This is a genomic window from Pseudomonas sp. S34 (assembly GCF_009866745.1).
Taxonomy (GTDB): domain Bacteria; phylum Pseudomonadota; class Gammaproteobacteria; order Pseudomonadales; family Pseudomonadaceae; genus Aquipseudomonas; species Aquipseudomonas jessenii.
In genome coordinates, this window is sequence record NZ_CP019398.1 from 2,437,888 (window position 1) to 2,459,119 (window position 21,232).

A 21,232-nucleotide genomic window follows, 5' to 3' on the forward strand; every position below is an offset into this window, starting at 1 on the left:
CGAAATCGATGTTGAATGTGCCGGCCTCTTCGCGGGCAAGCCCGCTCCCACAGGGATGTTCGGTGGGTGCAAGAACTGTGTGCGATATTGAAGCCACTCAGCGCCGTGGCTCGGCCACCAACAGCAATGACTGCGGCACGGGGCTTTGCGGGTGCTGTGGCTCCTGCAGGCCGGCCAATGCAAAGCCGGCCATGTCCAGTGCATTCAGCCAACTGGACAGGGTGCGGAAATACCATGGCATGGGCTGCCACTGCCCCTTGAAGCCAGAGAAGGTCTCTTCCCGCCAGCCATCCTGGTAGTCGCCCGCCGCAGCCGCCCACGGGTGCAGCGTCTGGATCAGCAGCGCGCCACCCGGGGCGAGCAGGGTGTTCATGGCGGCGAGCAGGGGGATGATGTCCTGATGCAGCAGGGCGAAGTTGGCGCAGATCAGGTTGTAGTCGCGGCCGATGTCGACTTTCGCTTCAGCCAGTTGTTCATAGCTCGCCAAATGCACCCGCGCAGTGCCCGCCGTCCGCGCCGCCTCCACCAGCGTCGCATCGCCATCCACACCGACCGCATCGATGGCCCGGTCTGCCAGCGCACGCAACAACCAGCCTTCACCGCAACCCAGGTCGAGCACACGCTCGGGCTGGCGACCCAGCACCGCCAGCAGGATGGCCTGGTCGGTGACCTTGAGGCGGCTTTCGATGGTGCCGCTGCGAATGGCGTCGATCCAGGCCCGGGCGTTGTGGTGCCAGCTGTCGAGGAGGATGGATTCGGGGGCTGACATGGTCGATGTCCGGCGTGATGGGTTGGATGAAAGAATAGGGCAACAGAAGATTTACGGTGGAGCCGGTTTTACCCGGCACCACCGATAGCACAGCAAAGGATGGACCTGTGGCTAGGCGCTTTTGGTGGCTGCCAGATGATAGGCAACCAGCGCATTGGCGTGACCATGACCCATTCCGTGTTCGGTTTTGAGCCAGGCCACCATCTCCATGTGTTTCTTGTCGCTGACAGACTTGAGCAGGTCCAGCCAATGGCTGATCGGCTGCCCGTACTTTTTTTCAATGGACGGGAAGTACGAAGCCGGTCCTTTGGTTTTTGTCTCTTCGGTCACGATGCAAACTCCCTTTTCGATTTTCCAGGTTCGAAAACAGCACCGGTTACGTTACTTATTTGCCGTCAACGCGTCCATCGTCCGGGCGGTTGATGTTGAAGCGGGGCGGGGCAAATGTTCTCAGTAATTCATCCCGTCATCGATCGCGAGGCCTTGGGCACGCATGGCCTTGATCAACTCACCACGGGTGCCGGGCAGGTTGAGCATGGTCTTGGCGCGCAATGTCATGACTTCTTCGGCGGTGTAAGGCTGATAATCGGCCGGCATGCTGCTACCCGCCATGCCGTCTTCGCGCAACAGCCAGTTGAGCAGGTCCGCCAGTTGTGCGTTGTTCAGCGCTGACTGCGACATGCCCGGCACTCGCACGAGGAATTCGCGGCCACCGGGCACTTTCAGGAAGTTACCGACGAAACCTTTCATCCGTGGCGTGTCGTTGGCGGCCGAACCCGTGCCGTCGCCCAGGTGGCAACCGGCGCATTGCAGCTGGTAGTTCACGCCGACGCTGTAACCGGCCTGGGCAATCGGGGTTTGAACGTCTTCGTTGCCCGGCGCATGGCTCTGCGCCGGGTCGGGAATGGCCCGGGCGAAAGCGAGCGGGGCGCTCAGGGCGCAGACGAGACCGAGCAATATCAAACTACGCATGTAATCCAACTCCGCTGATGACCGGTTTGGCACCTGTTGTAGGAGCGAGCTTGCTCGCGAAGAACTAAAGGGCGACGCGTTAAACCAGATAGCCCGCGTTATCGTTGACGCCCTTCGCGAGCAAGCTCGCTCCTACAGGTACACACACAAAGCAGTAAAAAAAGAAAAGCAGCCACAGAAAAAAAGCGCCGATTGCGCGAGCAACCGGCGCAAAGCGCGTTCTTTAAACGGCGACGCCGCGGATGACCGAAACGGTGCAGTGGTAGATGTGCGATTTGGCGGCCAGGCACCAGTTCACATCGTTATTGTTGAACGGGCGGTAGGCCGGTTCTTCACTGTCGTTACGGGTACAGGCGCACTGGGCGCAGCTTTGCTTACCGCAGCAGTCGTTGTACGAAATGATGTAGTCCTTGCCGTCGGCCGGGTTGCGGCAGGTGCCGATCCAGGTCACTTGCGAGGCTTCGGTTCCCGGTGGGCAGGACGTCACCGACCCACCGCAGCAGCTGCACAGAAAACCGTCGATGGAGCAGTAGCGCCAGTAGTCGCAGGTGTTCGGATCGCCCGGGTCGCCGGCCTGCGCAGGCTCCGCGGCCAGGGCCTTGCTGGTGCGGTCCAGCGGTAGCAACAGTGGCAGGGCGGCACCGGCCACCATCAGCGAACCCATGCGTGCCAGCAGTTTGCGGCGCGAAGTGGTGTCGGCGACACGGCGGGACGAACGCTCAAACAACAGATCCAGCAGTTTCATAAAGGTCTCCCTGCCTTATCAGTGGCTATGGCCGTGGCTGTGGTCGTGATCGTGGGTGTGCGGTTGGGCATTGAGGTATTGCTGCAACGTGGCGTGCTTCAAATGCTCGACTTCGAACAGGCTGTCCAGGTGCTCGCGGGAGTTGACCAGGCCTTTGGCGCGCAGGGTGCCGGCCTTGTCGATCAGCGCGGCGTACGGCAGCTTGCCGATCTGGTAGGTCATGCCCACTTCCGGGCCGACCACGTAGGTGGCGTCTTCGAGTTTGTGTTCGCGGATCAGCGCTTGTTGGGCGTCCATGTCGCCATCGCTGACGAACACCACGTCAAGACGATCGGCCTGCTCCTTGGCGATGGATTTGATCGCTGGCAGCAGCGACTTGCAGATCGGGCAGGTCGGTGAGAGGAAGAACAGCAGTTGCGATTTCTCGCCGGCGTAACCGAAGTTCACCGGGCGACCGTGACGGTCGCTGGCGGTGACTTGCGGCGCGGGCTCGTTGACCGCCACGCCTTTGTCGACCATCAGCGCGCCAGCCGGGGCCAGGCGACCGTGCAATACGCCAATCTGCCGCACCAGGCCCATGACGACAAACGCCACAGCCACCAGCAGCACCCAGAGCAGAACGTTGGAAACAATCAAGCCTTCCATTTCGATTACCTACCAATCAATTTGAGCAGAAGAGGGGAGTTCGCCAGCAGCCCATCGGCGGCGGCGTAGATGAGCAGCGCAACCGCGGCGGCAGCCAGGGTCACGAAGCCATCGAACAGGTTGAGGTCGCGGGCAACCGGCGCCACGCTGGCCAGCAGCGCCAGCGCTATCAGTGCGCTGTTACGTGCCAGTAGCACCGGACGCAGCGGCTGTGCCTGGTCGGGACCGGCGCAACCGCAGTCGATGTCCGCGCGACCGCGCCACAGGTTGATGCCGATGGCGGCGGCGTACAGGGCCAACAGGCTGGCGGCGCTCAACGCGGCGTAACCACGGCTGACCGGTACCAGCAGGGCAAAGGCAATGGCCAGTTCCAACAGCGGCACCCACCGTGCCGTCGGGCGCACCAGCGCCTCGGGCAGCAGTTGATAGTCCGCCAGTTGCCGGGCGAAGCGGGCCGGCGCGCGCAACTTGTGGGTCGCGGCGCTGGCCAGCAACACCGCGATGGCGATGGCGCTGGCAATGATGAAGATCGGATCTGTGTGCATGGCCGAACCTCTTAGTAGCTCAGGACCTGAGTCGCGGTTTTGGCGACTTTCGGCATGCTGCCGGTGAGCTTGTTGGTCTTCAGATCGAAAATCTGCAGACCGCCTTCCACGTCGGTGCCGAGCAACAACGGCTTGTCGTCGCCGGTTGCCTGCATGCTCCACACCGGAACCGGGGCTTCCAGAGTCGCCACCTTCTTGTGGGTCTTGAGGTCAAACGCCCAGATCAGCGGGCTCGGGTCTTCCCACTTCATCGGTTCGTGGGTGTCGTGCATCAGCACGTACAGGCGGTCCAGCTTCGGCGCCACGGCCATCATCTGCCAGCCACCCGGCGCCCAGCCGGCCTTCTTGTCTTCGTCGGAAACCAGCGACCAGGATGGCAAGACCTTCGGCGCATCACCGGCAAAATCCACCGGGCGTACGGTGCCGGTCGTGGTGGTGAAGTAGTAGGTGTCGCCGACGTTGACGGCGCGCTCTACCAGTTTTTCCGCGTTCGGATCAAAGAACGGCGTGCGGCTGCGCGCGGTTTCCTGGCCCTGATCGTTGAGGGTCACCACTTGCAGGCTGCCGTCGCCGCACAGCGAGGCGAAGCGGCGGTTACCGACCGGGTAGTTGAGCACGCAACCGGGGATGGCGATTTCCGTGGCAACCGCCTTGGTCTGGGTATCGACCACGGTCACCGACGTCGACGGGGTGAAGTTGTAGACGTAGACGAACTTGTCGTCGCCGCTTGGCTTGAGCGCATAACGCTGGGTCAGCGATTCGGCGCGCTTGTTCGGAATCAGCACTTCCCAGGCCGGCGACAGGGTCGAGCTGTCCCACGCGGTGAGCACGTCGGTGCGGGTGCCACGGGTACCGCGGGAATACCAGATGTCCGCGCTGTAGATGGTTTTTTTGTCGTGACTGAGGGTCGACGGCGCGGCAAAACCGGTCGGCACCATGCCGAGGATGCGCTTCTGGTCCGGGTCGACCACAGTCACGCGGCCAGCCACAAAGCTGTCGAACTCGACGTCGATGACAAACGCGCGGTGAGCTTCGGGTGGAAACGCCAGAACGGTCTGCCCAATCGTACCGGCGGGCAGGTCCGCGTGGGCACTGTTCAAACCGAGTACAAGCAGGCTCAGGCCTAGCGCTGACTGTACGGAGATCCTGTTTGTTCGCATAAGGGGAACTTCCTGAATTGTTGGTAACGCGGATCGCGGGTGCTTTGGCAGATTTTTACCCTTTGATTCTGCCGTGCCCCGAGATCGGGAGAATTGCCCTGCCTGCCAAGTGTTTGTGTGTCTGTGCCAGTGTCATGAAACTGGCTGCACAATCTGATAAGGCGGGGGTTTGACTGGCGTCAGAGGTGGGAAGGGCGAAGCTGCATTTGTGGCGAGGGGGCTTGCCCCCGTTGGGTCGCGAAGCGGCCCCAGCATTTGCCAGTCACACCGTGCCAGCAGGTTTTGCGGCTGCTGTGCAACCGAACGGGGGCAAGCCCCCTCGCCACAGGATTTGTGTATGTCAGACCACAGTAGTGGTGCAGGTCAGGCGGGATTGGCGAGGGGAAGGGAGAAGGTAAACACCGCGCCGCACGGCTCCAGGTTTTGCGCCCAGATATCGCCACGGTGGCGGCCGATGATGTTCTTGCACAGCGCCAGGCCGATGCCATTGCCACTGACCTTGGACGAGAAAAAGCCGTCGAACAGCTTCTCCTGCGCCTGGGCCTGGATGCCGCGACCGCAGTCTTCGATGCGCACCAGGGCCACATCGTTCTCGCGACTGGCGTGGATACGCAACAGGCGTCGTTCAGTCGGCAGGTCGGCCATTTCTTCAATGGCGTTGAAGGCCAGGTTGAGGATCACCTGGCCGATCAGCACCTTCTCGCAACTCACCCGCAGCGGTTCGGACGCGGCGACGATTTCCACGCGCACCAGACTGGGATCGGCGCGCAGGCTGATGAAGTAGCGGGTTTCGCGCAGCAGCTCATTAAGGTCGACCAGCTCTTCAGTCTGCTCCAGCTTGACCACGTAATCGCGCACGCTCTTGATGATCACCGAGGCATGCTCGATTTGCCGCACGGCGCTCTGCAAGCCCCAGGCGACGCCTTGATCGGTTTCCCCTGTGTTGCCCAGGCGAATCACTGCGCCTTCAATAAAGTTGCGGGTCGCCGCCAATGGCTGGCTCAGCTCGTGGGCGATGGCCACGGCCATTTCGCCCATGGCGTTGTAGCGCGCCAGGTACTCGAGCTTCTGCTCGCTGACCCGCCGCGCCTCTTCGGCCTGCACCTGCTCGGTCACGTCGCGGAACAGCAGCAGATGGCCGACCAGATCGTCCTCGATCTCGATGTAGCGGCAGGTTGCGTCATGCCAGCGCCATTCGCCGTCCCGGCGCTGCACCTTGTAGTGCACGTTGAACGGCGTGTGCTCCGGCGTTTCATGGTCGAACTGTTGCAACAAGCGCTGACGCGAAGCGTCGTCGCACCAGGCCAGGAAGTTCTCGCCCATCAGCTGGTGCACTTCGCTGTCGAGCAGGTGCGCGCCGGAGTCGCTGATAAAACCTATATCGCCCTCGGGGCCGAGCACCGCCACACCTTCGGCCAGGTCCTGCATGAAGGCCTTGAGCCGGCTCTCGAAACGCTTGAGGTCGCGCTTGACCTTGTCCTCTTTGGAAATGTCACGGAACTGCACCATCAACACATCGCGACCGTCCAGGTGCACCAGGGTCGCCACCGCCTCGGAAAGAATCTCCACCCCTTGCTTGGAGCGATAGCACCACTCGATGGTCCGTTGCCCGGTGCGCGCGGCCCGCTCAAGCCAGCGCAAACCTATGGAGCGCCGGTATTTCGGCGCATCGCGGGTCATGTCGGAGGCCTTCAGCGGCGTCAGTTCTTCCAGGGTAAAGCCCAACGCCGCCAGGGCAGCGGCGTTGGCCCAGAGAATTTCCTTGGTGTGCGCGTCATGAAGAATGATGCACAGCGGCATGGCTTCGATCAGCGCATAAAAGTCGTTCGGTTTTGGCTGGTACATCGCACGGCCCCTGGCGGCAGAGATTTGCAGTATGGCGTTTTATACCTGCTCGCACAGCGGGATGCGCTCAGAGGTTACCGGTGTGGGTCTAGGGGTTTTCTTTAGCGAGGGGGCTGCACGCACCAATAGTGGCGGCCGGATGCGGTTTTTACACTGGACCGCAATGCAAGGGTGACCACGCCGATTCCCTGTAGGAGCGAGCCTGCTCGCGATGAACCTGAGAGCGCCACGGGGTGCCAGGTTTCCAGCGTCATCGTTGACGACCATCGCGAGCAGGCTCGCTCCTACAACGGGGCATGCGTGTCACCCCACTAACAATAAACAAAACGGAGAATGCCCATGCTGCGTTCAGCGGTTGCGCAACAAGACGCATCGATCGGCGTTGACGAGAATGTCGTCGACAGCCAGGCCTTTGCGCAGGTACTGGATGAAGTGCGCCGGCGCCGCGAAGAATTCGACACTGGCTCCCACGTGCCACGGGACATGATCGAGCGCTTCAAACAAGTGGGCATCTACCGTGCCGCCACGCCGAAATGCTTCGGTGGCGACGCCCTGGCACCGCACCTGTTCCTGCAAATGATCGAACGCATCTCCGAAGCCGACGGTTCGGCGGGATGGGTGGCCAGCTTCGGCAGCGCCGGTGTCTACCTGGCAGCCTTGCCGCGGGAAACCCTCGCTGAACTCTACGCCGAAAGCCCTGACCTGGTGTTCGCTGGCGGCCTGTTCCCCTTGCAACCGGCCGAGGCCGTAGAAGGCGGCTATCAGGTCAACGGCACCTGGAAATTCGCCAGCGGCTGCAAAGGCGCGGACCTGCTTGGTGTCGGCATCGGCGCCGCTGGCGGCAAGCCGCGCACCGCTGTGTTCCGCCCGGAGCAGGTAGACATCGTCGAGAACTGGGAAGTGGTCGGCCTCAAAGGCACCGGCAGCCATGACCTGCGGGTGACCGATAAACGCGTTGACGAGCGCTGGACGTTCATCCGCGGCGGTGCCTCGACCATCGACGAGCCGCTGTTCCGCTATCCATCGATCGCCTACGCCGCGCAAGTGCTGGCGGTGGTCAACCTCGGACTGGCCCGTGCTGCGCTGGACGAAATCAGCCGCATGGCGGGTGGTAGCGGCATCACCGGCGCGCCGAAATTGTCCGACCGCGCTTACGTGCGCATCGAGATCGCCAAGGCTGAAGCCAAGCTCAGCGCCGCGCGCGGTTTCTTCTACAACGCCACCGAGCAGGTGTGGAACTCGATCCTGGTCGGCAACCCGGTCACGCCGGAGCAGACCAGCCTGTTGCGCCTGTCGGCCATTCATGTGTCCCAGGCCGGTGCCGAGGTGGTGCAGAGCGCCTACAGCCTGGCCGGCACCACCGCCATTTACCTGCGCCATCCGCTGCAACGCTACCTGCGCGACTCGATGGTGGTGACCCAGCACGCCTTCCTCAGTGAAGGCCTGTACGACGGCGCCGGCTCGGTGTTCCTCGGCGTTCCGCCGTTCCCGGGCTACATCTGAATCCCCATTACTTTTTCAAGGAATCGCACCCATGTCGCAAACCACCCAAGAGCCATTGCGCGTCGTCTTCTGCATCGGCATCACCCAGAACTTTTTCGACCTGCCCACCGGCGAAGGCCTGAGCGTGTGGAAAGGCTTCAGCCAGATGATGGGCGACCTTGGCGCGATGCCCGGCATCACCGTGCTCGGCGCGATGGATGACGACCGCCTGATGGTCGGCCCGTCGACCACCTCGCCCTGGACCGTGTACATCATGGCCGACGTCGACTGCCACCAGTCGGTGATCGACGCCTGCAACCTGTTCCGCACGACACCGGTTGGCCAGTACAGCCTGTGGCGCTACGCCAAGATCGAAGCGCGCATCGGTCGTCCGCTGACCATTCCTGACGCGGCCAAGGTGTAAGTCATGAACGAGGCCTTGCTGCAGCGTCTGGCGACGCTCGAAGGGGAAAGCGCAGTGCGTCGCTTGATGGCGCGCTACATGGACCTGTGCGATGTGCCGCGGGCGGCGATTCATCTGTGCCAGTTGGCGCAGTTGTTCACCGAGGATGCGGTCTGGGAAGGCCTCGGCACCCAGACCGCGCAGACCTTCGGTCAACACCGTGGACGTGAGGCGGTGGCGGCGTTTGTCGGCGGTTATCTGCCGCCGTCCGACCACTTCAAGCTGAACCTGCATTACCTCACCAGCGAGTCGATCGTGGTCGACGGCAAGGCGGCGCAGGGGCAGTGGATCATGCAGCAGATCTCGACCTACGCCGATGGCCGCAATGAGTTGTTCGGCACGCGCCTGAACATCGATTTCCGTTGTGTCGACGGCGTCTGGCTGATCGCGCATTTCCGCACGCAACGCTTGTTCAATTCGGAGCTGAGCGCATGAGTACTTTCATCAGCGAATTCCTCCTCGGTGGCAACGGCAAGCGCGTCGCCATCAAGGACTCCATCGACATCGCCGGCCATCCGACCCGCTCAGGCAGCCGTGCGTTCGCCGATGCACCGGCGGCGACGCAAAACGCCGAGGTGGTCGATGCGATCCTCGATGCTGGCTGGCAGATCGTCGGCAAGACCAACCTGCATGAACTGGCGTTCGGCGTGACCGGCATCAACGACTGGACCGGCACTCCGATCAATCCGCAAGCGCCGGACCGTGTGCCTGGCGGCTCGTCCAGCGGTTCGGCTTCGGCGGTCGCGGCAGGCCTGGCGGACGTCGCCATCGGCACCGACACCGGTGGTTCGGTGCGGGTGCCGGCAGCGTGCTGCGGGATTGCCGGGCTCAAGCCGACTTATGGTCGCGTCAGCCGTGTCGGTGCGCATCCACTGGAATCGAGCCTCGATTGCGTCGGGCCGTTCGCCAAAAGCATGGACGACCTGATCGCCGCGATGCAGGTGATCTGCCCGGGCTTTACCGCTCAAGGGCTGCCAGGCGACGGCGCCAGGGTCGGCTTTCTCGAGGTGGCCTGTGATTCGCACCTGCAAGCCAGCCTGGGTGCAGCCGCCGACCGCGCCGGATGGCGTCGCAGCAACCTGCACCTGAGCGAATTCGAAGCAGCGTTTGCCGCCGGCCTGACCGTGATCAATTTCGAAAACTGGACGGCATTCGGCCACTTGACCGGCAAGGGCCTGATCGGCGCCGATGTGGAAACACGCTTGCTGGCGGCCAGCCGCACCACGCGCGAAGAACTGGCCCAGGCCGAATCCGTGCGCACGCGGTTCACCCAACAGGTGGATGCAGCGCTGGAAGACTTCGCCGTATTGCTGTTGCCGACGCTGCCAACCTTGCCGCCAACCCTCAGCGAAGCCCGCGCCGGCAGCAAAGCCGTGGCCGGCATGACCCCGCTGGTGCGGCCTTTCAACCTCAGTGGTCACCCCGCGCTGACGGTGCCGGTGGAACTCGATTGCGGCGGGCTGAAAGTCGGCCTGCAAATCGTTGGCCGCAAAGGTCAGGACGAACTGGTCTGCGCCTTTGGTGCGCAGCTGCAAGCCTCTACCACTCAATCATAAAAAGAAGCCATGAGGAGAACCGCATGAGCACTCATGAATACCGGCTGATCGCAACGTCGAAAAGCCCCGAAGACCTGGTCCAACATGACCGCGTCGACGTCTCGCTGTACAACGACCCGGCGCTGTTCGAAGCCGAGCTGGACAAGATTTTCTACCGCACCTGGGTGTGGGTTGCCCACGAAAGCGAAGTGCGCAATAGCGGCGACTTCAAGACCGCCACCATCGGCCGCCGCCCGGTGATTGTGGTGCGCGACAAGAAGAACAACATCAACGTGCTGGAAAACCGTTGCCGGCACCGTGGCGCCACCGTGTGCGAGAAGCACAAGGGCAACGCCACCGGTTTCACCTGCCCGTATCACAGCTGGTCCTATGGCCTGGACGGCAAGCTGCGTGCGCTGCCGTATCCGGACGGCTACGAAGGCATTCTGGAGAAGTCCGAACTGCCGCTGACCAGCCTGCGCGTCGAAAGCTACGCTGGCATGGTGTTCGCCAGCTACAACGACGAGATCGAACCGCTGGAAGACTTCCTCGGCGGCGCCAAACACTGGATGGACCTGTTCATGAAGCAGGGCGCCGGCTACCCGATCAAGACCCAGGGCGAACACAAGTTCAGCTTCAAGGGCAACTGGAAGATCCAGCTGGAAAACACCACCGACGGCTATCACTTCCCGATCGTGCACAAGTCGTTCATGTCGTCGGTGGATGAAGAAACTTCGGAAATGCTCTCGTTCATGACCGACGAACAAGCCGTGACCCACTCCCTGGGCAACGGCCACAGCGTGATGGTGATGGTGCCGGAGCACGTCGACCTCGATCACGACGACGGCACCGAGCAGTTGCAGGAGCGCTTCGCCCACGTCACTGAAGAGCTGTCGAAAACCCTGCCGGCCGATCAGGTCCGTCGCATCGTGCGCTCGCTGCACGGCGCCGGTTTCAACCTGAACCTGTTCCCCAACGTGGCGATGTCGATGTCGTTCTTCCGCGTGCTGCGCCCGGTGTCGGTCACCGAAACCGAGATCCGCCACGTGGCCCTCGGCATGGACGGTGGCCCGGAAATCGCCAACCGCGAACGCATGCGCATCCACGAACACTTCCAGGGCCCGTTCGGTTTCGGCAGCCCTGACGATGCCGAAGCCTGGGACCGCGTGCAGCGCGGCTCGTACGCCGGCGTCGATGCCCCAATTCTGGTCAACCGCGGCCTGAACCGCGAAATCACCGCTGAAAACGGCGACAAGGTCAGCCACGCCACCGACGAAGGCGGCATGCGCGGTGCCTACGACATGTGGAAAAGGATGATGAGCCAATGAGCAATCACGACACCCTGAACGGTTTTTCCGGCCCGTTGGCCCAGGCCATCGAGTTCATCTGGCGCGAAGCCGAACTGCTCGACCACAAGAACTACGCCGAATGGGCGACCTTGTGGAGCGAAAGCGGCAAGTACATCGTGCCGATCGACCCGGACACCGAAGATTTCGAAGCGACCCTCAACTACGCCTACGACGATGCGCGCATGCGTGACCTGCGTATCGAACGCCTGACCGCCGGCTACTCGCCGTCGGCGGTGGACGCGGCGAAAACCATTCGCACGATCTCGCGTTTCCGCCTGGTGGAAGCGGCCGGCGACATCGTCGAAGTCAATTCGGCGCAGCTGCTGTACGCCTACAAGCGCGGCGTGCACACGCCGTTCGTGGCCGACCTGAACCACCGTATCCGCTTCACCGACGGCGTGCCGACCCTGGAGCGAAAAGTGGTGCGCCTGATCAACTCCACCGACAGCCTGAGCGCGCTCGGCTTCCTTTTGTGAGGGCAACATCATGAGTCGAGTAGCCCTCGTAACGGGTGCCTCGCGCGGACTGGGCGAATGCATCGCCCGCCGTCTGCACGCAGCCGGTTATCGCGTCGGCCTGGCGGATGTGCGCCTCGATGGCGTGCAGCGACTGGCTTTGGAACTCGATGGCAGTGGCGCCAGCGCCGTGGCCATTGAACTGGATGTGCGCAGCAAGGCCGACTTTCAACGTGCCCGCGATGTGCTCGCCGAGCGCTGGGGCGGCACCGACATTCTGGTGAACAACGCCGGTGTGTCGAAAGTCGCGGCACTGATGGACATCACGCCGGAAGAGTTCGATGAGTCGATGGCGATCAACCTGCGCGGCACCTTCGTGGCCTGCCAGGTATTCGGCGCGCACTTTGCCGAGCGCGGCTTCGGTCGCATCGTCAACATTGCGTCCCTGGCCGGTCAGAACGGCGGCACCGCCACCGGTGCGCATTACGCGGCGGCCAAGGGTGGCGTGGCGACCCTGACCAAAGTCTTCGCCCGTGAACTGGCGCCCCAGGGCGTGACGGTCAACAGCATCTCGCCAGGTCCGCTGGACTTGCCGGTGGTACGCGAAACCGTGGCTCCGGAGCGTCTGGAACAGATCCTGAAAATGATCCCGGCCGGCACCCTCGGTGACCCAACGTTCATCGCCGACAGCGTGTTGCTGCTGATCGCCGAGAACGCCACCTCCGTAACCGGAGCGTGCCTGGACATCAACGGCGGCCTGTTCATGCGCTGAGCAGCAGAAAAATGCCCCCCTGTAGGAGCGAGCCTGCTCGCGATGGTCGTCAACGATGACGCTGGAAACCTGACACCCCATGGCGACCTCAGGTTCATCGCGAGCAGGCTCGCTCCTACAAGGGGCAGTAAACCAAAACAACAGTATTCAGGTGATGCAATGATGAAGGTGAAGATCGAAAGGATCGTCGACGAAGCGCTGGATATCCGTTCCTTTCGCCTCGTGCGCAGTGACGGCCAGCCGCTCGACACCTATGAACCGGGTGCCCACGTCGACCTGACCGGGCCGACCGGGGTGACCCGTCAGTATTCGCTGTGCAGCCCGCCGCAGGATCGCCGTGCGTATCTGGTGGCGGTGAAGAAAGAAGCCCAGTCGCGCGGTGGTTCGCTGGCGCTGCACGAACAAGTGGAAGAGGGCATGGAGCTGGAAATGGGCGCGCCGCGCAACCTGTTCCGTCTCGATGACAGTGCCCGCGAACACGTGCTGTTCGCCGCCGGTATCGGCGTGACTCCGCTGTTGAGCATGGCTTATCGACTGGCGGAAAGCGGCCAGCCGTATCGTTTGCATTACTTCGCCCGTTCGGCGCAGTACGCGGCGTTTACAGAGCTGTTGGCGACAAAATTCGCCGACCACGTGGAGTTTCATTACGGCGTGGAGCCGGCGGATCTGGACGGCGCGTTGAGCGAATGCCTGGCGCGTGCCGGCAGCGCCGCCCACGTCTACACCTGCGGCCCGGCACCTTTCATGAACAAAGTGGTGGAAGTGGCGTCCCGCAGTCGCTCTGACGATTCGATTCACCTTGAACACTTTGCCGCAGACCCGGCCGCCAACAGCGCCCCGGCCGGCACGTTCGAAGTGGAACTGGCCAGTTCCGGCGTGGTGCTGCAAGTGCCAGCCAACGCCAGCCTGGTCGACGTGTTGCAGGCCCATGGTTGCGACATCGACACCGAGTGCCGCGAAGGCATCTGCGGCACCTGCATCGTCGAGGTACTGGACGGCGTGCCGGAGCACCGCGACAACTGCCTGTCGAACAAGGAAAAGGCGTCCAACAAGCAGATTTGCGCGTGTGTATCACGGGCGCTTTCCGCTCGTCTGGTATTGGACATTTAACCCGTAGGTCGACTGGAAAGCTTGGGCCGGAGCCTGTTGAATGGGCGCCCGGCGGCCGTCGAAGGAGGAGATGGCTACAGAAACAACCGTTTTGACGAACCGCTCGATGAAGCGGTCGAAAAATAACAACAAAAACGTGAGGCTTTGCGGACATGATTACAGCATCGACGGTGCGCAACGAGGCGTTCGAAAGTTGGTTGAGCCAGGTGAACCAGGCCTGTGGGCGTTTCGATGCCCGGGCGCTGGACACCGATTTCTACGGCGAACTGGTGGAATTTCGCAGCGGTGCGATCAACCTGAGTGTGGTCGACATGGCGCACGTGCATTTGTACCGCACCAGCAAGGACGTCAGCACCAGCAGCGACGGCCACTACTACGCGGTGTTCCAGATGCGCGGCAGCTCGCAACTGGAGCAGGGCGACAACCGCGCGCAACTGGGCTGTGGCGACATCGCCCTGATCGACGCCAGCCGTCCGAGCGACATGATCTACAACGACGATTGCCGACAGCTGTCGCTGATTCTTCCGCGCCAGGTGGTCGAGCGGGGTTCGCACTTCAATACCGTCAACTGCGCCACGCGCATCGCGGCCGGCAGCCCCCTGGCCGCGATGGCCAACAAGCTGGTGCTGGACACCCGCCAGCAGGAAGGGCTGGACATGCAGGAAAGCGAGGCCGTGCTCGATGCCCTGGCCAGTCTGTTGCTGCCGGGCATCAGCGCCCGGGACGGCGGTGCAGACGCCCATGAGCGGCAGTTCCGCAAGATCATCGCCTTCATCGACGCCCACCTCAGCGACGAAGAACTGTGCCCCGAGCTGATCGCCCGTGAAGTCGGGATTTCCGTGCGCGGCCTGTACCGGATGTTCTCCAAACGCGGCCTGGTGGTGGCGCAATACATCAAGCACCGCCGCCTGGACTTCTGCGCCGAAAACCTGCGCCGCGCCGATGTCGAGCAGAAGCTTTCGGCGCTGTGTTATGCCTGGGGCTTCTCGGATTCGAGCTACTTCTCGTCGGCGTTCAAATCGCGCTTTGGTGTGTCGCCAGGGGCTTATCGCAAGCGGTATAGCCACAATTGATGTTGTATTTGCTGGCCCCTTCGCGAGCAAGCCCGCTCCCACATTGAATCTGCGTCGTACACAGAGCCAATGTGGGAGCGGGCTTGCTCGCGAAAGCGGTATGTCAGTCACCATCAATGTTGAATGTGCCGGCCCCATCGCGAGCAAGCTCGCTCCCACATTGGATCTGCGTCGTACACAGAGCCAATGTGGGAGCGAGCTTGCTCGCGATGGCGGCCTCATGACCGCTGCAAATCACTCAGTGCCGCACCGGCTCATCCACCGGTAAATGCAGCACCTCGCGCACCAGCATGGCAATGCTGCTCACACCCATCTTTTCCTTGATCTTGGTGCGGTGCACATCAACGGTCTTCACGCTGATGTTCAGCTCCCGGGCAATCACCTTGCTGGCCTTGCCATCGATCACCAGCATCAACACTTCCCGCTCACGACTGGTCAGCAGTGCCAGCTTGCTCTGCAGGTTCTGACGCTGTTGCTGATCGGCCTGGGCGTGTACGGCGGTCTTCAGCGCGGCCTGGATGCGGTCGATCATCTGCTGCGGGTTGTAGGGCTTCTCGACGAAATCCAGCGCGCCGTTCTTCATCGCCGTGACCGACATCGGAATATCGCCATGGGCCGAGACGAAAATGGTCGGCAGGGTGCTGCCGCGCTGGTTGAGGATTTCCTGCAACTGGAAACCGCTGGTCTCCGGCATGCGCACGTCGAGCACCAGGCAGGCGGGCTGCTTGGGGTCGTATTGGCTAAGGAACTCTTCGGCGCCGGCAAAGCACTGCGCCTGCACGCTCACCGACTCCAGCAACCAGGCCAGTGAGGTTCGCAGGTCCTTGTCGTCGTCAACGATATAAACAATCGGTTTTCGGATTTCCATCGGGGCTGCCACGAAAGTTTTCTAATTATTGTTTTCGCACGCGAACGCGCGGCACGCATCGGCTCATCGTTCTGGAGCCTGTATGCAGAATACCCACTGTGACCGGCCCTTGCGATAAAGAAACCACCTAGTCGACTAGCGGAAACCCAACCCTGCCATGGGGATCGTCAGAATGGTTGCGGCGCGCCCGCAGCCTTAGTCTTGTTCCATCACCTACGGGCCGCCAGATAGCGGTCCTCCTGAAGGAAGGGGCATCGACATGGCCGACCTGAGCCAGCAGCAAATCGACTTTCGCAACGCCATGGCGCAGCTGCCTGCCGCGGTGAACATCATCACCACCAACGGCCCCGGCGGTCGTTGCGGCATCACCGCCAGCGCCGTGTGCTCGGTGACCGACTCGCCACCCACCGTGCTGGTGTGCGTCAACCGCAACAGCGCCACCCACGACGTGTTCCGCACCAACGGCCATCTGTGCGTCAACGTGCTGTGTGGCGAGCAGGAAGAACTGGCCCGTCATTTCGCCGGCATGACCCAGGTGCCGATGGCCGAGCGTTTTGCCTGGGACCTGTGGGACGACGGCGCGGCCGATGTGCCGGTGCTGCGCGATGCCCTGGTGCAGCTCGAAGGGCGGATCAGCGAGTGCAAGGAAGTGGGGTCGCATTCGGTGATGTTCGTGGAACTGACGAAGGTGGGCGTGCGCGAGCCGCGTGACAGCCTGGTGTATTTCAACCGGTTGTTTCATCGCGTTGAGCATGCCAGCGCGGCTTGATTGAGACCGCGTTATCGTTCTTCGCGAGCAAGCCCGCTCCCACACTGGATCTTCGGCGAACACAAATACTGTGTACGACGAAGCCCCCCTGTGGGAGCGGGCTTGCTCGCGAAAGCGGTATCAATCTGAAATGCATGTTTAACGGCTGTAGGAGTAACTTCCTGCAAGCCACAACGCCTTGCGTCATTGCCTACAGCTAAGCCAGAATCCGCCGGCTTGTGCGCCCTGGAGGCCATCGGTAACTTGGTCCGCGTCACTGATTCCCAGTGATCGGGTTTAGCAGCCCGTGGTATTTGAAGGTCGTACGAGTGTCCGTCAGGCAGGTATTCCATACCTGCATTTGATGGTGGCTGTGCGTAGGGCGTCCTTGGGCGCGCCGGCTTTCTTCTTTTCCCCGGTCTGCTAACCTGCGTACAGCCGCCACCCCCTCGTTTAGCAGCGACGGCGTGGCTGCATCACAACGGAAAAGAACATCATGTTCAAGGTTACGCCTGATCCACCAGACAACGATTCCTGCCCCAACCCGGCCGCTCACATCATGGCCAGCCCGCACAAACCCTCCACACTCTTCACCATCAACCCCGACATCAACACCGAAACCCTGCTGGCCCACGCCTGCGAATCGCTGGCCTCGGCGAGCGTCATGGCCAATGACCTGGCGGGTTTTCTGGAAGGCACGCACCGCAACACCCTGCTGGGCATCGCGCAAGTCATCATGCTGGGGGAGTTGGCGGTGAATCGGGCGCTGGATCGTCTCGATCCGTCTTGAGCCTGATCCGGGTTGCCCGCGAAAGCAGCGTGTCAGCCATCACTGATGTTGGCTGTGAGGGCCTCTTCGCGAGCAAGCCCGCTCCCACACTTTGATCAGTGTCGTACACAGGATTTGTGTTCACTGGAGATCCATTGTGGGAGCGGGCTTGCTCGCGAATGCGGTGTATCAGGCCTGCAAATATTCCCGAGCCAACAAGCAAGCCCGCTCAATCAGCATCGGCGCCATTTCAATCGCTGTCGGCGTGCCCTGGCGGGTGTGAATCCAGCCCAGGTACGTGGTGCCACGCAGCATCAGGAACAACGCCAGTGTCTTGCGATCCGCCTCGGTCAGCGGCTTGACCGCGTTGTAGCCGTCGAGCAGCGCCACCTTGATCTGATCAAAGCGCGGGTCATCCAGGCAGAAGTACAAGGCAGTGGCCAACTCGAACATGTGCCAGCCAAACCCGGCATCGTCGAAGTCGATCAGGCGCAGTTGCGGGCCCTCGATCAGCAGGTTCTCTGGCACCAGATCCGCGTGAATCATACCGAAGTTGCCCAGGTGCCGCCCGTACTGGCGCAAGTCCTTGCGCGCCGTACGCCGGGCCTGTTGCAGCAGATCCCGTTGCTCGTCGCTGAGCTGCTCCAGCTCCCAGAAACGCCCCCAGAACGGATTGGCGCCGATCAGGCCTTCTTCATCCCAGGCATGCCGGACAAACTCGTCCGGTTGTTGCCATTCCGCCGAATGCAGGTGGATGCGCGCGGCAATCGCCCCCGCCTCATTGAACAGGAAATCGATCTCCGTATCGGACTGCACACCCGCCTCGGAAGTACCGGCGGTGGCACCGGGCAGCCAGGCGAGCATGTCGATGTGACGTGCCTCGCCGATGGCCTGGTGGGTGACTTCGATCAGATGGCTTTCATTCTGTGCGCGGATAATCTGCGGCACGGTAATACCTGCGCTGGCCAGGGCTTCCATCCATTGCAGCTCGGAACGCAGTGCGGCCTCGCAGTGATAACCATTGCGATGGATGCGCAGGGCGACGCGCTGACCGTCGTGGCGGCGGGCCGAGAACACTGCGTTCTCGCGGAACTTCACCAGTTCGATGTCGGCGAATTCCCCTTCCCACTGTTGCAGGGCATGGCGCGCCAGTTCGTGCAGACGGGTTACTTGCTGGTCATGGCTCAAGGTATCGAATGCAGGTCTGCGGAATTCAGTCATGGCAATAGCCTCAAATCGCGCTAAGGGCGCTGTCCAGTGTGTCGACGAACAAGTCAGCGTGGTCGCGGCTGAATACCAGCGGCGGGCGCAGCTTGAGAATGTTGTCGCCAGCGCCGATCTTGCTGATCAGCACGCCGTTCTCGCGCATGTCGTTGACCACCTTGCGCGCCTCCAGTCCGGCCGGTTCCTTGCTGGCGTGATCACGTACCAGCTCCATGGCGAAGAACAGACCCTTGCCGCGCACGTCGCCGATGATCGAGTGTTTGTTGGCAAGCTCCTGCAAGCGTTGCTGCACATAAGCGCCGACGTTTTGCGCATTCTTGAGCAGTTGCTGTTGCTCGATCACATCCAGCACCGCCATGCCAACCGCTGCCGCGACCGGCGAGCCGCCGAAGGTGTTGAAGTACATGGCGTGGCGGCCGAAGGATTCGACCAGCGCCTTGTGGGTGATCAACCCGGCCAGTGGATAGCCGTTACCCATCGGTTTACCAAGGGTGACGATATCCGGCACCACGCCGTGGGCCTGATGGCCCCACAGGTGATCGCCGGTACGACCGAAACCGGACTGCACTTCATCGGCGATGAACAATCCGCCTGCTGCACGGATCAGCGCTGCCGCCTTGTTGACGAAGCTGGCCGGTACCCGTGGCAGTCCTTCGTTGGCGAACAGGGTGTCGATCAGCAGCGCGGCGGGGCGAATGCCCTGGGCTTGCATCGAGGCAATCGCCGCCGCGATGTTGGCCGCGTACTGCTCGGCCAGTTGCGCTTCGGTGGTGCCGGCCGGTGCGTGGTACAGGCACGGAATCGGCACGGCCCGGGCATGGGCGGCGAAGGGTTCCGGCGAGGGCAGGGCAGTGGTGACTTCGGCCAGCGATGCCGAGTTGCCGTGGTAGTTGTAGTCGCTGACGATGATGCCGGTGCCGCCACTGGCGAACCGCGCCAGGCGCAGCGCCAGTTCATTGGCCTCGCTGCCGGTGCAGGTGAACATCACGGTGTCCAGCGGCGCGGCGAAGGTCGCGGTCAGGCGCTCGGCGTAGCGCACCACGTGTTCATCCAGGTAGCGGGTGTGGATGTTCAGCGTGGTGGCCTGGCGGCGCATGGCCTCGGTTACATGAGGGTTGCAGTGACCGACGCAGGGAACGTTGTTGTAGACGTCGAGGTAGCGGCGACCGTCGACGTCGAACAGCCAGACGCCTTCGCCACGCACCAGATGCAAGGGATTGTCGTAGAACAGCGGCGAGGCGCTGCCGAGCACGCGATGGCGGCGTTTCAGCAGAGTGTCTTCAGGCATGGTCTGGAACCTCGATGACGGTGGCGCGACGGTTGCGCAACAGGTAATTGAAAATGCACAGGGTGAAGGTCACGGCGAGGGCGATCAGCATCAGCATGTCGAGCTGGAAGCAGGCGGCGATCACCACCAGCGTCAGGGCCAGGCCGAGCCAGGCAACCAGTTTTCCGCCGACCAGGGTGAACGGCCGTGGCAGGTCCGGTTGGTTGCGTTTGATGTGCAGGTACGCGCCGAAAATGAACAGGTAGCAAACGTTGAGCAGCAACACGACGGCGAGCATCACCGTGGCCGGGTCCACTTCGGACAGCGGCAGGCCGATGGCACCGATCAGCAACAACGCCGGGTAGGGCGTGCCGCGCTTGCCGGTCTTGCCCAGCCATTGCGGGAACAAGCCGTCGCGGGCCATGGCGAACAGTTGCCGGGACGCGGCGTACACCAGTGAAAAGAAGGTCGCGATCAGGCCGAACACCGCGCCGCAGCCAATCACCCTGGCCAGCCATGAACCTTCACCGAAGGCGCTGTTGCTGGACATCGCGGCATACAGCGGATCACCTGCCGAACCGACGAGCTCGACACCACCGGCACCCGGTGCGCATACCAGCACCACCAGCGCGGTCACCAGCAACGTGCCAATGGCCGCCAGAATGCCGCGGGGCATGGTGCGACCGGGATTGTGCGCCTCCTCGGCGGCCGAGCCGGTTTGCTCAACGGTGATGAACAGCCAGATTGCGAATGGCACGCAGGCGAAGATACCGCCAAGGCTGACCGGTGTTGCGACGCTGGCGGGCAACTTCAGCAAATTGGTCAACTCGACATGGGGCGCCATGGCCACGCCAAACGTGAGCAGGGCGATGACGGCGATCACGCCGGCAATGAACGTCAGGCCCATGGCCTCACCGACACCGCGCATGTGGATGCCGATGATCACGGCGAACAGGGCGATCTTCACCGGCCAGCCACCGAGGCCGAAAATTGATTCGGTATAGGCGCAGATAAAGGTCGCGGCTGCACCGGTGCCGATGGTCAAAGCCAGGGCACAGGCCACGCCAACGAGGTAACCCACGAACGGCCCGAACGCACTTTGCGCATAGACGAATACACCGCCAGCACTGGGCAGTGCGGTGGACATTTCCGCCACGCACAACGCCAGGCCGCCGCAGAGCAGGGCCATCAACAACGTAGCGATCAGCATGTTCAGCCAGCCACCGGCCGCCAGTCCGAAGTTCCAGCCGGAAAACTGCCCGGCCACCACCAACGCAATTCCGAGGCCGGCAATCTTTGGCCAGCCCAGCGCACTTTTCTTGAGCACAGAAATCTCCCGCGACCCGAGGGTCGATTTATTGTTGTTAGTGAGAAATGGAGGGGTTCAGCGTTGCATTGCAGGGCGCCCTGGAGCGGGCTGTGCCCTGAGGTCGAGT

At 62.4% G+C, this 21,232-nt stretch carries 23 protein-coding genes and 1 pseudogene; 11 read left to right on the forward strand and 13 right to left on the reverse strand.

The window, feature by feature from the left end; genetic code table 11:
- Positions 1-97: 97 nt before the first annotated feature.
- The 9 genes and pseudogenes from PspS34_RS10965 to PspS34_RS28900 all read right to left on the reverse strand — a co-directional run.
- Complete coding sequence (locus tag PspS34_RS10965) at positions 98-769, reverse strand: class I SAM-dependent methyltransferase (protein WP_150815139.1); 672 nt, start codon at positions 767-769, stop codon at positions 98-100.
- A 111-nt stretch (positions 770-880) separates the two neighbouring features.
- Entirely contained in the window at positions 881-1,099 is a 219-nt protein-coding gene (locus PspS34_RS10970) for a DUF4287 domain-containing protein (protein ID WP_057715420.1), read from the reverse strand.
- A gap of 120 nt (positions 1,100-1,219) precedes the next feature.
- Positions 1,220-1,741, reverse strand: a complete 522-nt coding sequence (locus PspS34_RS10975; protein WP_150815140.1) for a cytochrome C — start codon at positions 1,739-1,741, stop codon at positions 1,220-1,222.
- A 223-nt stretch (positions 1,742-1,964) separates the two neighbouring features.
- The gene (locus tag PspS34_RS10980; RefSeq protein WP_150815355.1) at positions 1,965-2,486 is read right to left on the reverse strand and encodes a methylamine dehydrogenase light chain; all 522 of its coding nucleotides are present in this window, start codon (positions 2,484-2,486) and stop codon (positions 1,965-1,967) included.
- A gap of 18 nt (positions 2,487-2,504) precedes the next feature.
- Positions 2,505-3,131 (reverse strand): methylamine dehydrogenase accessory protein MauD, encoded by a 627-nt coding sequence (gene mauD, locus PspS34_RS10985; RefSeq protein ID WP_150815354.1) that lies wholly within the window; start codon positions 3,129-3,131, stop codon positions 2,505-2,507.
- Between the two features lie 5 nt (positions 3,132-3,136).
- Entirely contained in the window at positions 3,137-3,676 is a 540-nt protein-coding gene (locus PspS34_RS10990; RefSeq protein WP_154862353.1) for a MauE/DoxX family redox-associated membrane protein, read from the reverse strand.
- A gap of 11 nt (positions 3,677-3,687) precedes the next feature.
- The gene (locus tag PspS34_RS10995) at positions 3,688-4,836 is read right to left on the reverse strand and encodes an amine dehydrogenase large subunit (protein ID WP_154862354.1); all 1,149 of its coding nucleotides are present in this window, start codon (positions 4,834-4,836) and stop codon (positions 3,688-3,690) included.
- A gap of 363 nt (positions 4,837-5,199) precedes the next feature.
- The gene (locus PspS34_RS11000) at positions 5,200-6,681 is read right to left on the reverse strand and encodes an ATP-binding protein (RefSeq protein ID WP_159389707.1); all 1,482 of its coding nucleotides are present in this window, start codon (positions 6,679-6,681) and stop codon (positions 5,200-5,202) included.
- A 189-nt stretch (positions 6,682-6,870) separates the two neighbouring features.
- Positions 6,871-6,948, reverse strand: a pseudogene (locus PspS34_RS28900) (outer membrane lipoprotein carrier protein LolA); the annotation flags it as partial.
- Between the two features lie 72 nt (positions 6,949-7,020).
- Here PspS34_RS28900 and PspS34_RS11005 point away from each other — a divergent pair.
- The 9 genes from PspS34_RS11005 to feaR all read left to right on the forward strand — a co-directional run bounded on the left by PspS34_RS11005 (position 7,021) and on the right by feaR (position 14,920).
- Positions 7,021-8,184: an acyl-CoA dehydrogenase family protein gene (locus PspS34_RS11005; RefSeq protein ID WP_154910579.1), complete on the forward strand. Its 1,164-nt coding sequence runs from the start codon at positions 7,021-7,023 to the stop codon at positions 8,182-8,184.
- A 31-nt stretch (positions 8,185-8,215) separates the two neighbouring features.
- On the forward strand, positions 8,216-8,587 hold the full coding sequence (locus PspS34_RS11010; protein ID WP_057715413.1) for a hypothetical protein: 372 nt from the start codon (positions 8,216-8,218) through the stop codon (positions 8,585-8,587).
- 3 nt (positions 8,588-8,590) lie between these two features.
- Positions 8,591-9,061 (forward strand): nuclear transport factor 2 family protein, encoded by a 471-nt coding sequence (locus tag PspS34_RS11015; protein ID WP_150815057.1) that lies wholly within the window; start codon positions 8,591-8,593, stop codon positions 9,059-9,061.
- Entirely contained in the window at positions 9,058-10,182 is a 1,125-nt protein-coding gene (locus PspS34_RS11020; protein ID WP_154910577.1) for an amidase, read from the forward strand. The genes PspS34_RS11015 and PspS34_RS11020 overlap by 4 nt, the downstream gene beginning before the upstream one ends.
- A 23-nt stretch (positions 10,183-10,205) precedes the next feature.
- On the forward strand, positions 10,206-11,489 hold the full coding sequence (locus tag PspS34_RS11025) for an aromatic ring-hydroxylating dioxygenase subunit alpha (RefSeq protein ID WP_159389708.1): 1,284 nt from the start codon (positions 10,206-10,208) through the stop codon (positions 11,487-11,489).
- Positions 11,486-11,986: an aromatic-ring-hydroxylating dioxygenase subunit beta gene (locus PspS34_RS11030; RefSeq protein ID WP_046040360.1), complete on the forward strand. Its 501-nt coding sequence runs from the start codon at positions 11,486-11,488 to the stop codon at positions 11,984-11,986. Before PspS34_RS11025 ends, PspS34_RS11030 begins: the two co-directional genes overlap by 4 nt.
- Before the next feature lie 10 nt (positions 11,987-11,996).
- Positions 11,997-12,737, forward strand: a complete 741-nt coding sequence (locus PspS34_RS11035; RefSeq protein ID WP_154862360.1) for an SDR family oxidoreductase — start codon at positions 11,997-11,999, stop codon at positions 12,735-12,737.
- Between the two features lie 159 nt (positions 12,738-12,896).
- A complete protein-coding gene (locus PspS34_RS11040; RefSeq protein ID WP_057715407.1) occupies positions 12,897-13,847 on the forward strand; it encodes a PDR/VanB family oxidoreductase in 951 nt (316 codons plus the stop codon).
- Positions 13,848-13,999: 152 nt separating this feature from the next.
- Positions 14,000-14,920, forward strand: a complete 921-nt coding sequence (feaR, locus tag PspS34_RS11045) for a transcriptional regulator FeaR (protein WP_159389709.1) — start codon at positions 14,000-14,002, stop codon at positions 14,918-14,920.
- A 238-nt stretch (positions 14,921-15,158) separates the two neighbouring features.
- Here the strand turns inward: feaR and PspS34_RS11050 are convergent, their stop codons facing one another.
- Positions 15,159-15,788, reverse strand: a complete 630-nt coding sequence (locus PspS34_RS11050) for a response regulator (RefSeq protein WP_090454806.1) — start codon at positions 15,786-15,788, stop codon at positions 15,159-15,161.
- Positions 15,789-16,047: 259 nt separating this feature from the next.
- Between PspS34_RS11050 and hpaC the strand changes: the two genes are divergently transcribed.
- Complete coding sequence (hpaC, locus tag PspS34_RS11055) at positions 16,048-16,557, forward strand: 4-hydroxyphenylacetate 3-monooxygenase, reductase component (RefSeq protein WP_057715405.1); 510 nt, start codon at positions 16,048-16,050, stop codon at positions 16,555-16,557.
- Positions 16,558-17,032: 475 nt separating this feature from the next.
- Positions 17,033-17,326, forward strand: coding sequence for a DUF6124 family protein (locus PspS34_RS11060; RefSeq protein ID WP_150815062.1), 294 nt, complete (start codon positions 17,033-17,035; stop codon positions 17,324-17,326).
- Positions 17,327-17,494: 168 nt separating this feature from the next.
- On the opposite strand, the gene PspS34_RS11065 is transcribed toward PspS34_RS11060, so the two are convergent.
- From PspS34_RS11065 to PspS34_RS11075, 3 genes are read right to left on the reverse strand one after another with little or no spacing between them, the layout of a single operon-like run.
- The gene (locus tag PspS34_RS11065; protein WP_159389710.1) at positions 17,495-18,526 is read right to left on the reverse strand and encodes a phosphotransferase; all 1,032 of its coding nucleotides are present in this window, start codon (positions 18,524-18,526) and stop codon (positions 17,495-17,497) included.
- A gap of 10 nt (positions 18,527-18,536) precedes the next feature.
- Positions 18,537-19,817, reverse strand: a complete 1,281-nt coding sequence (locus tag PspS34_RS11070) for an aspartate aminotransferase family protein (RefSeq protein ID WP_159389711.1) — start codon at positions 19,815-19,817, stop codon at positions 18,537-18,539.
- Complete coding sequence (locus PspS34_RS11075) at positions 19,810-21,123, reverse strand: amino acid permease (RefSeq protein ID WP_150815066.1); 1,314 nt, start codon at positions 21,121-21,123, stop codon at positions 19,810-19,812. Before PspS34_RS11075 ends, PspS34_RS11070 begins: the two co-directional genes overlap by 8 nt.
- Positions 21,124-21,232 lie beyond the last annotated feature (109 nt).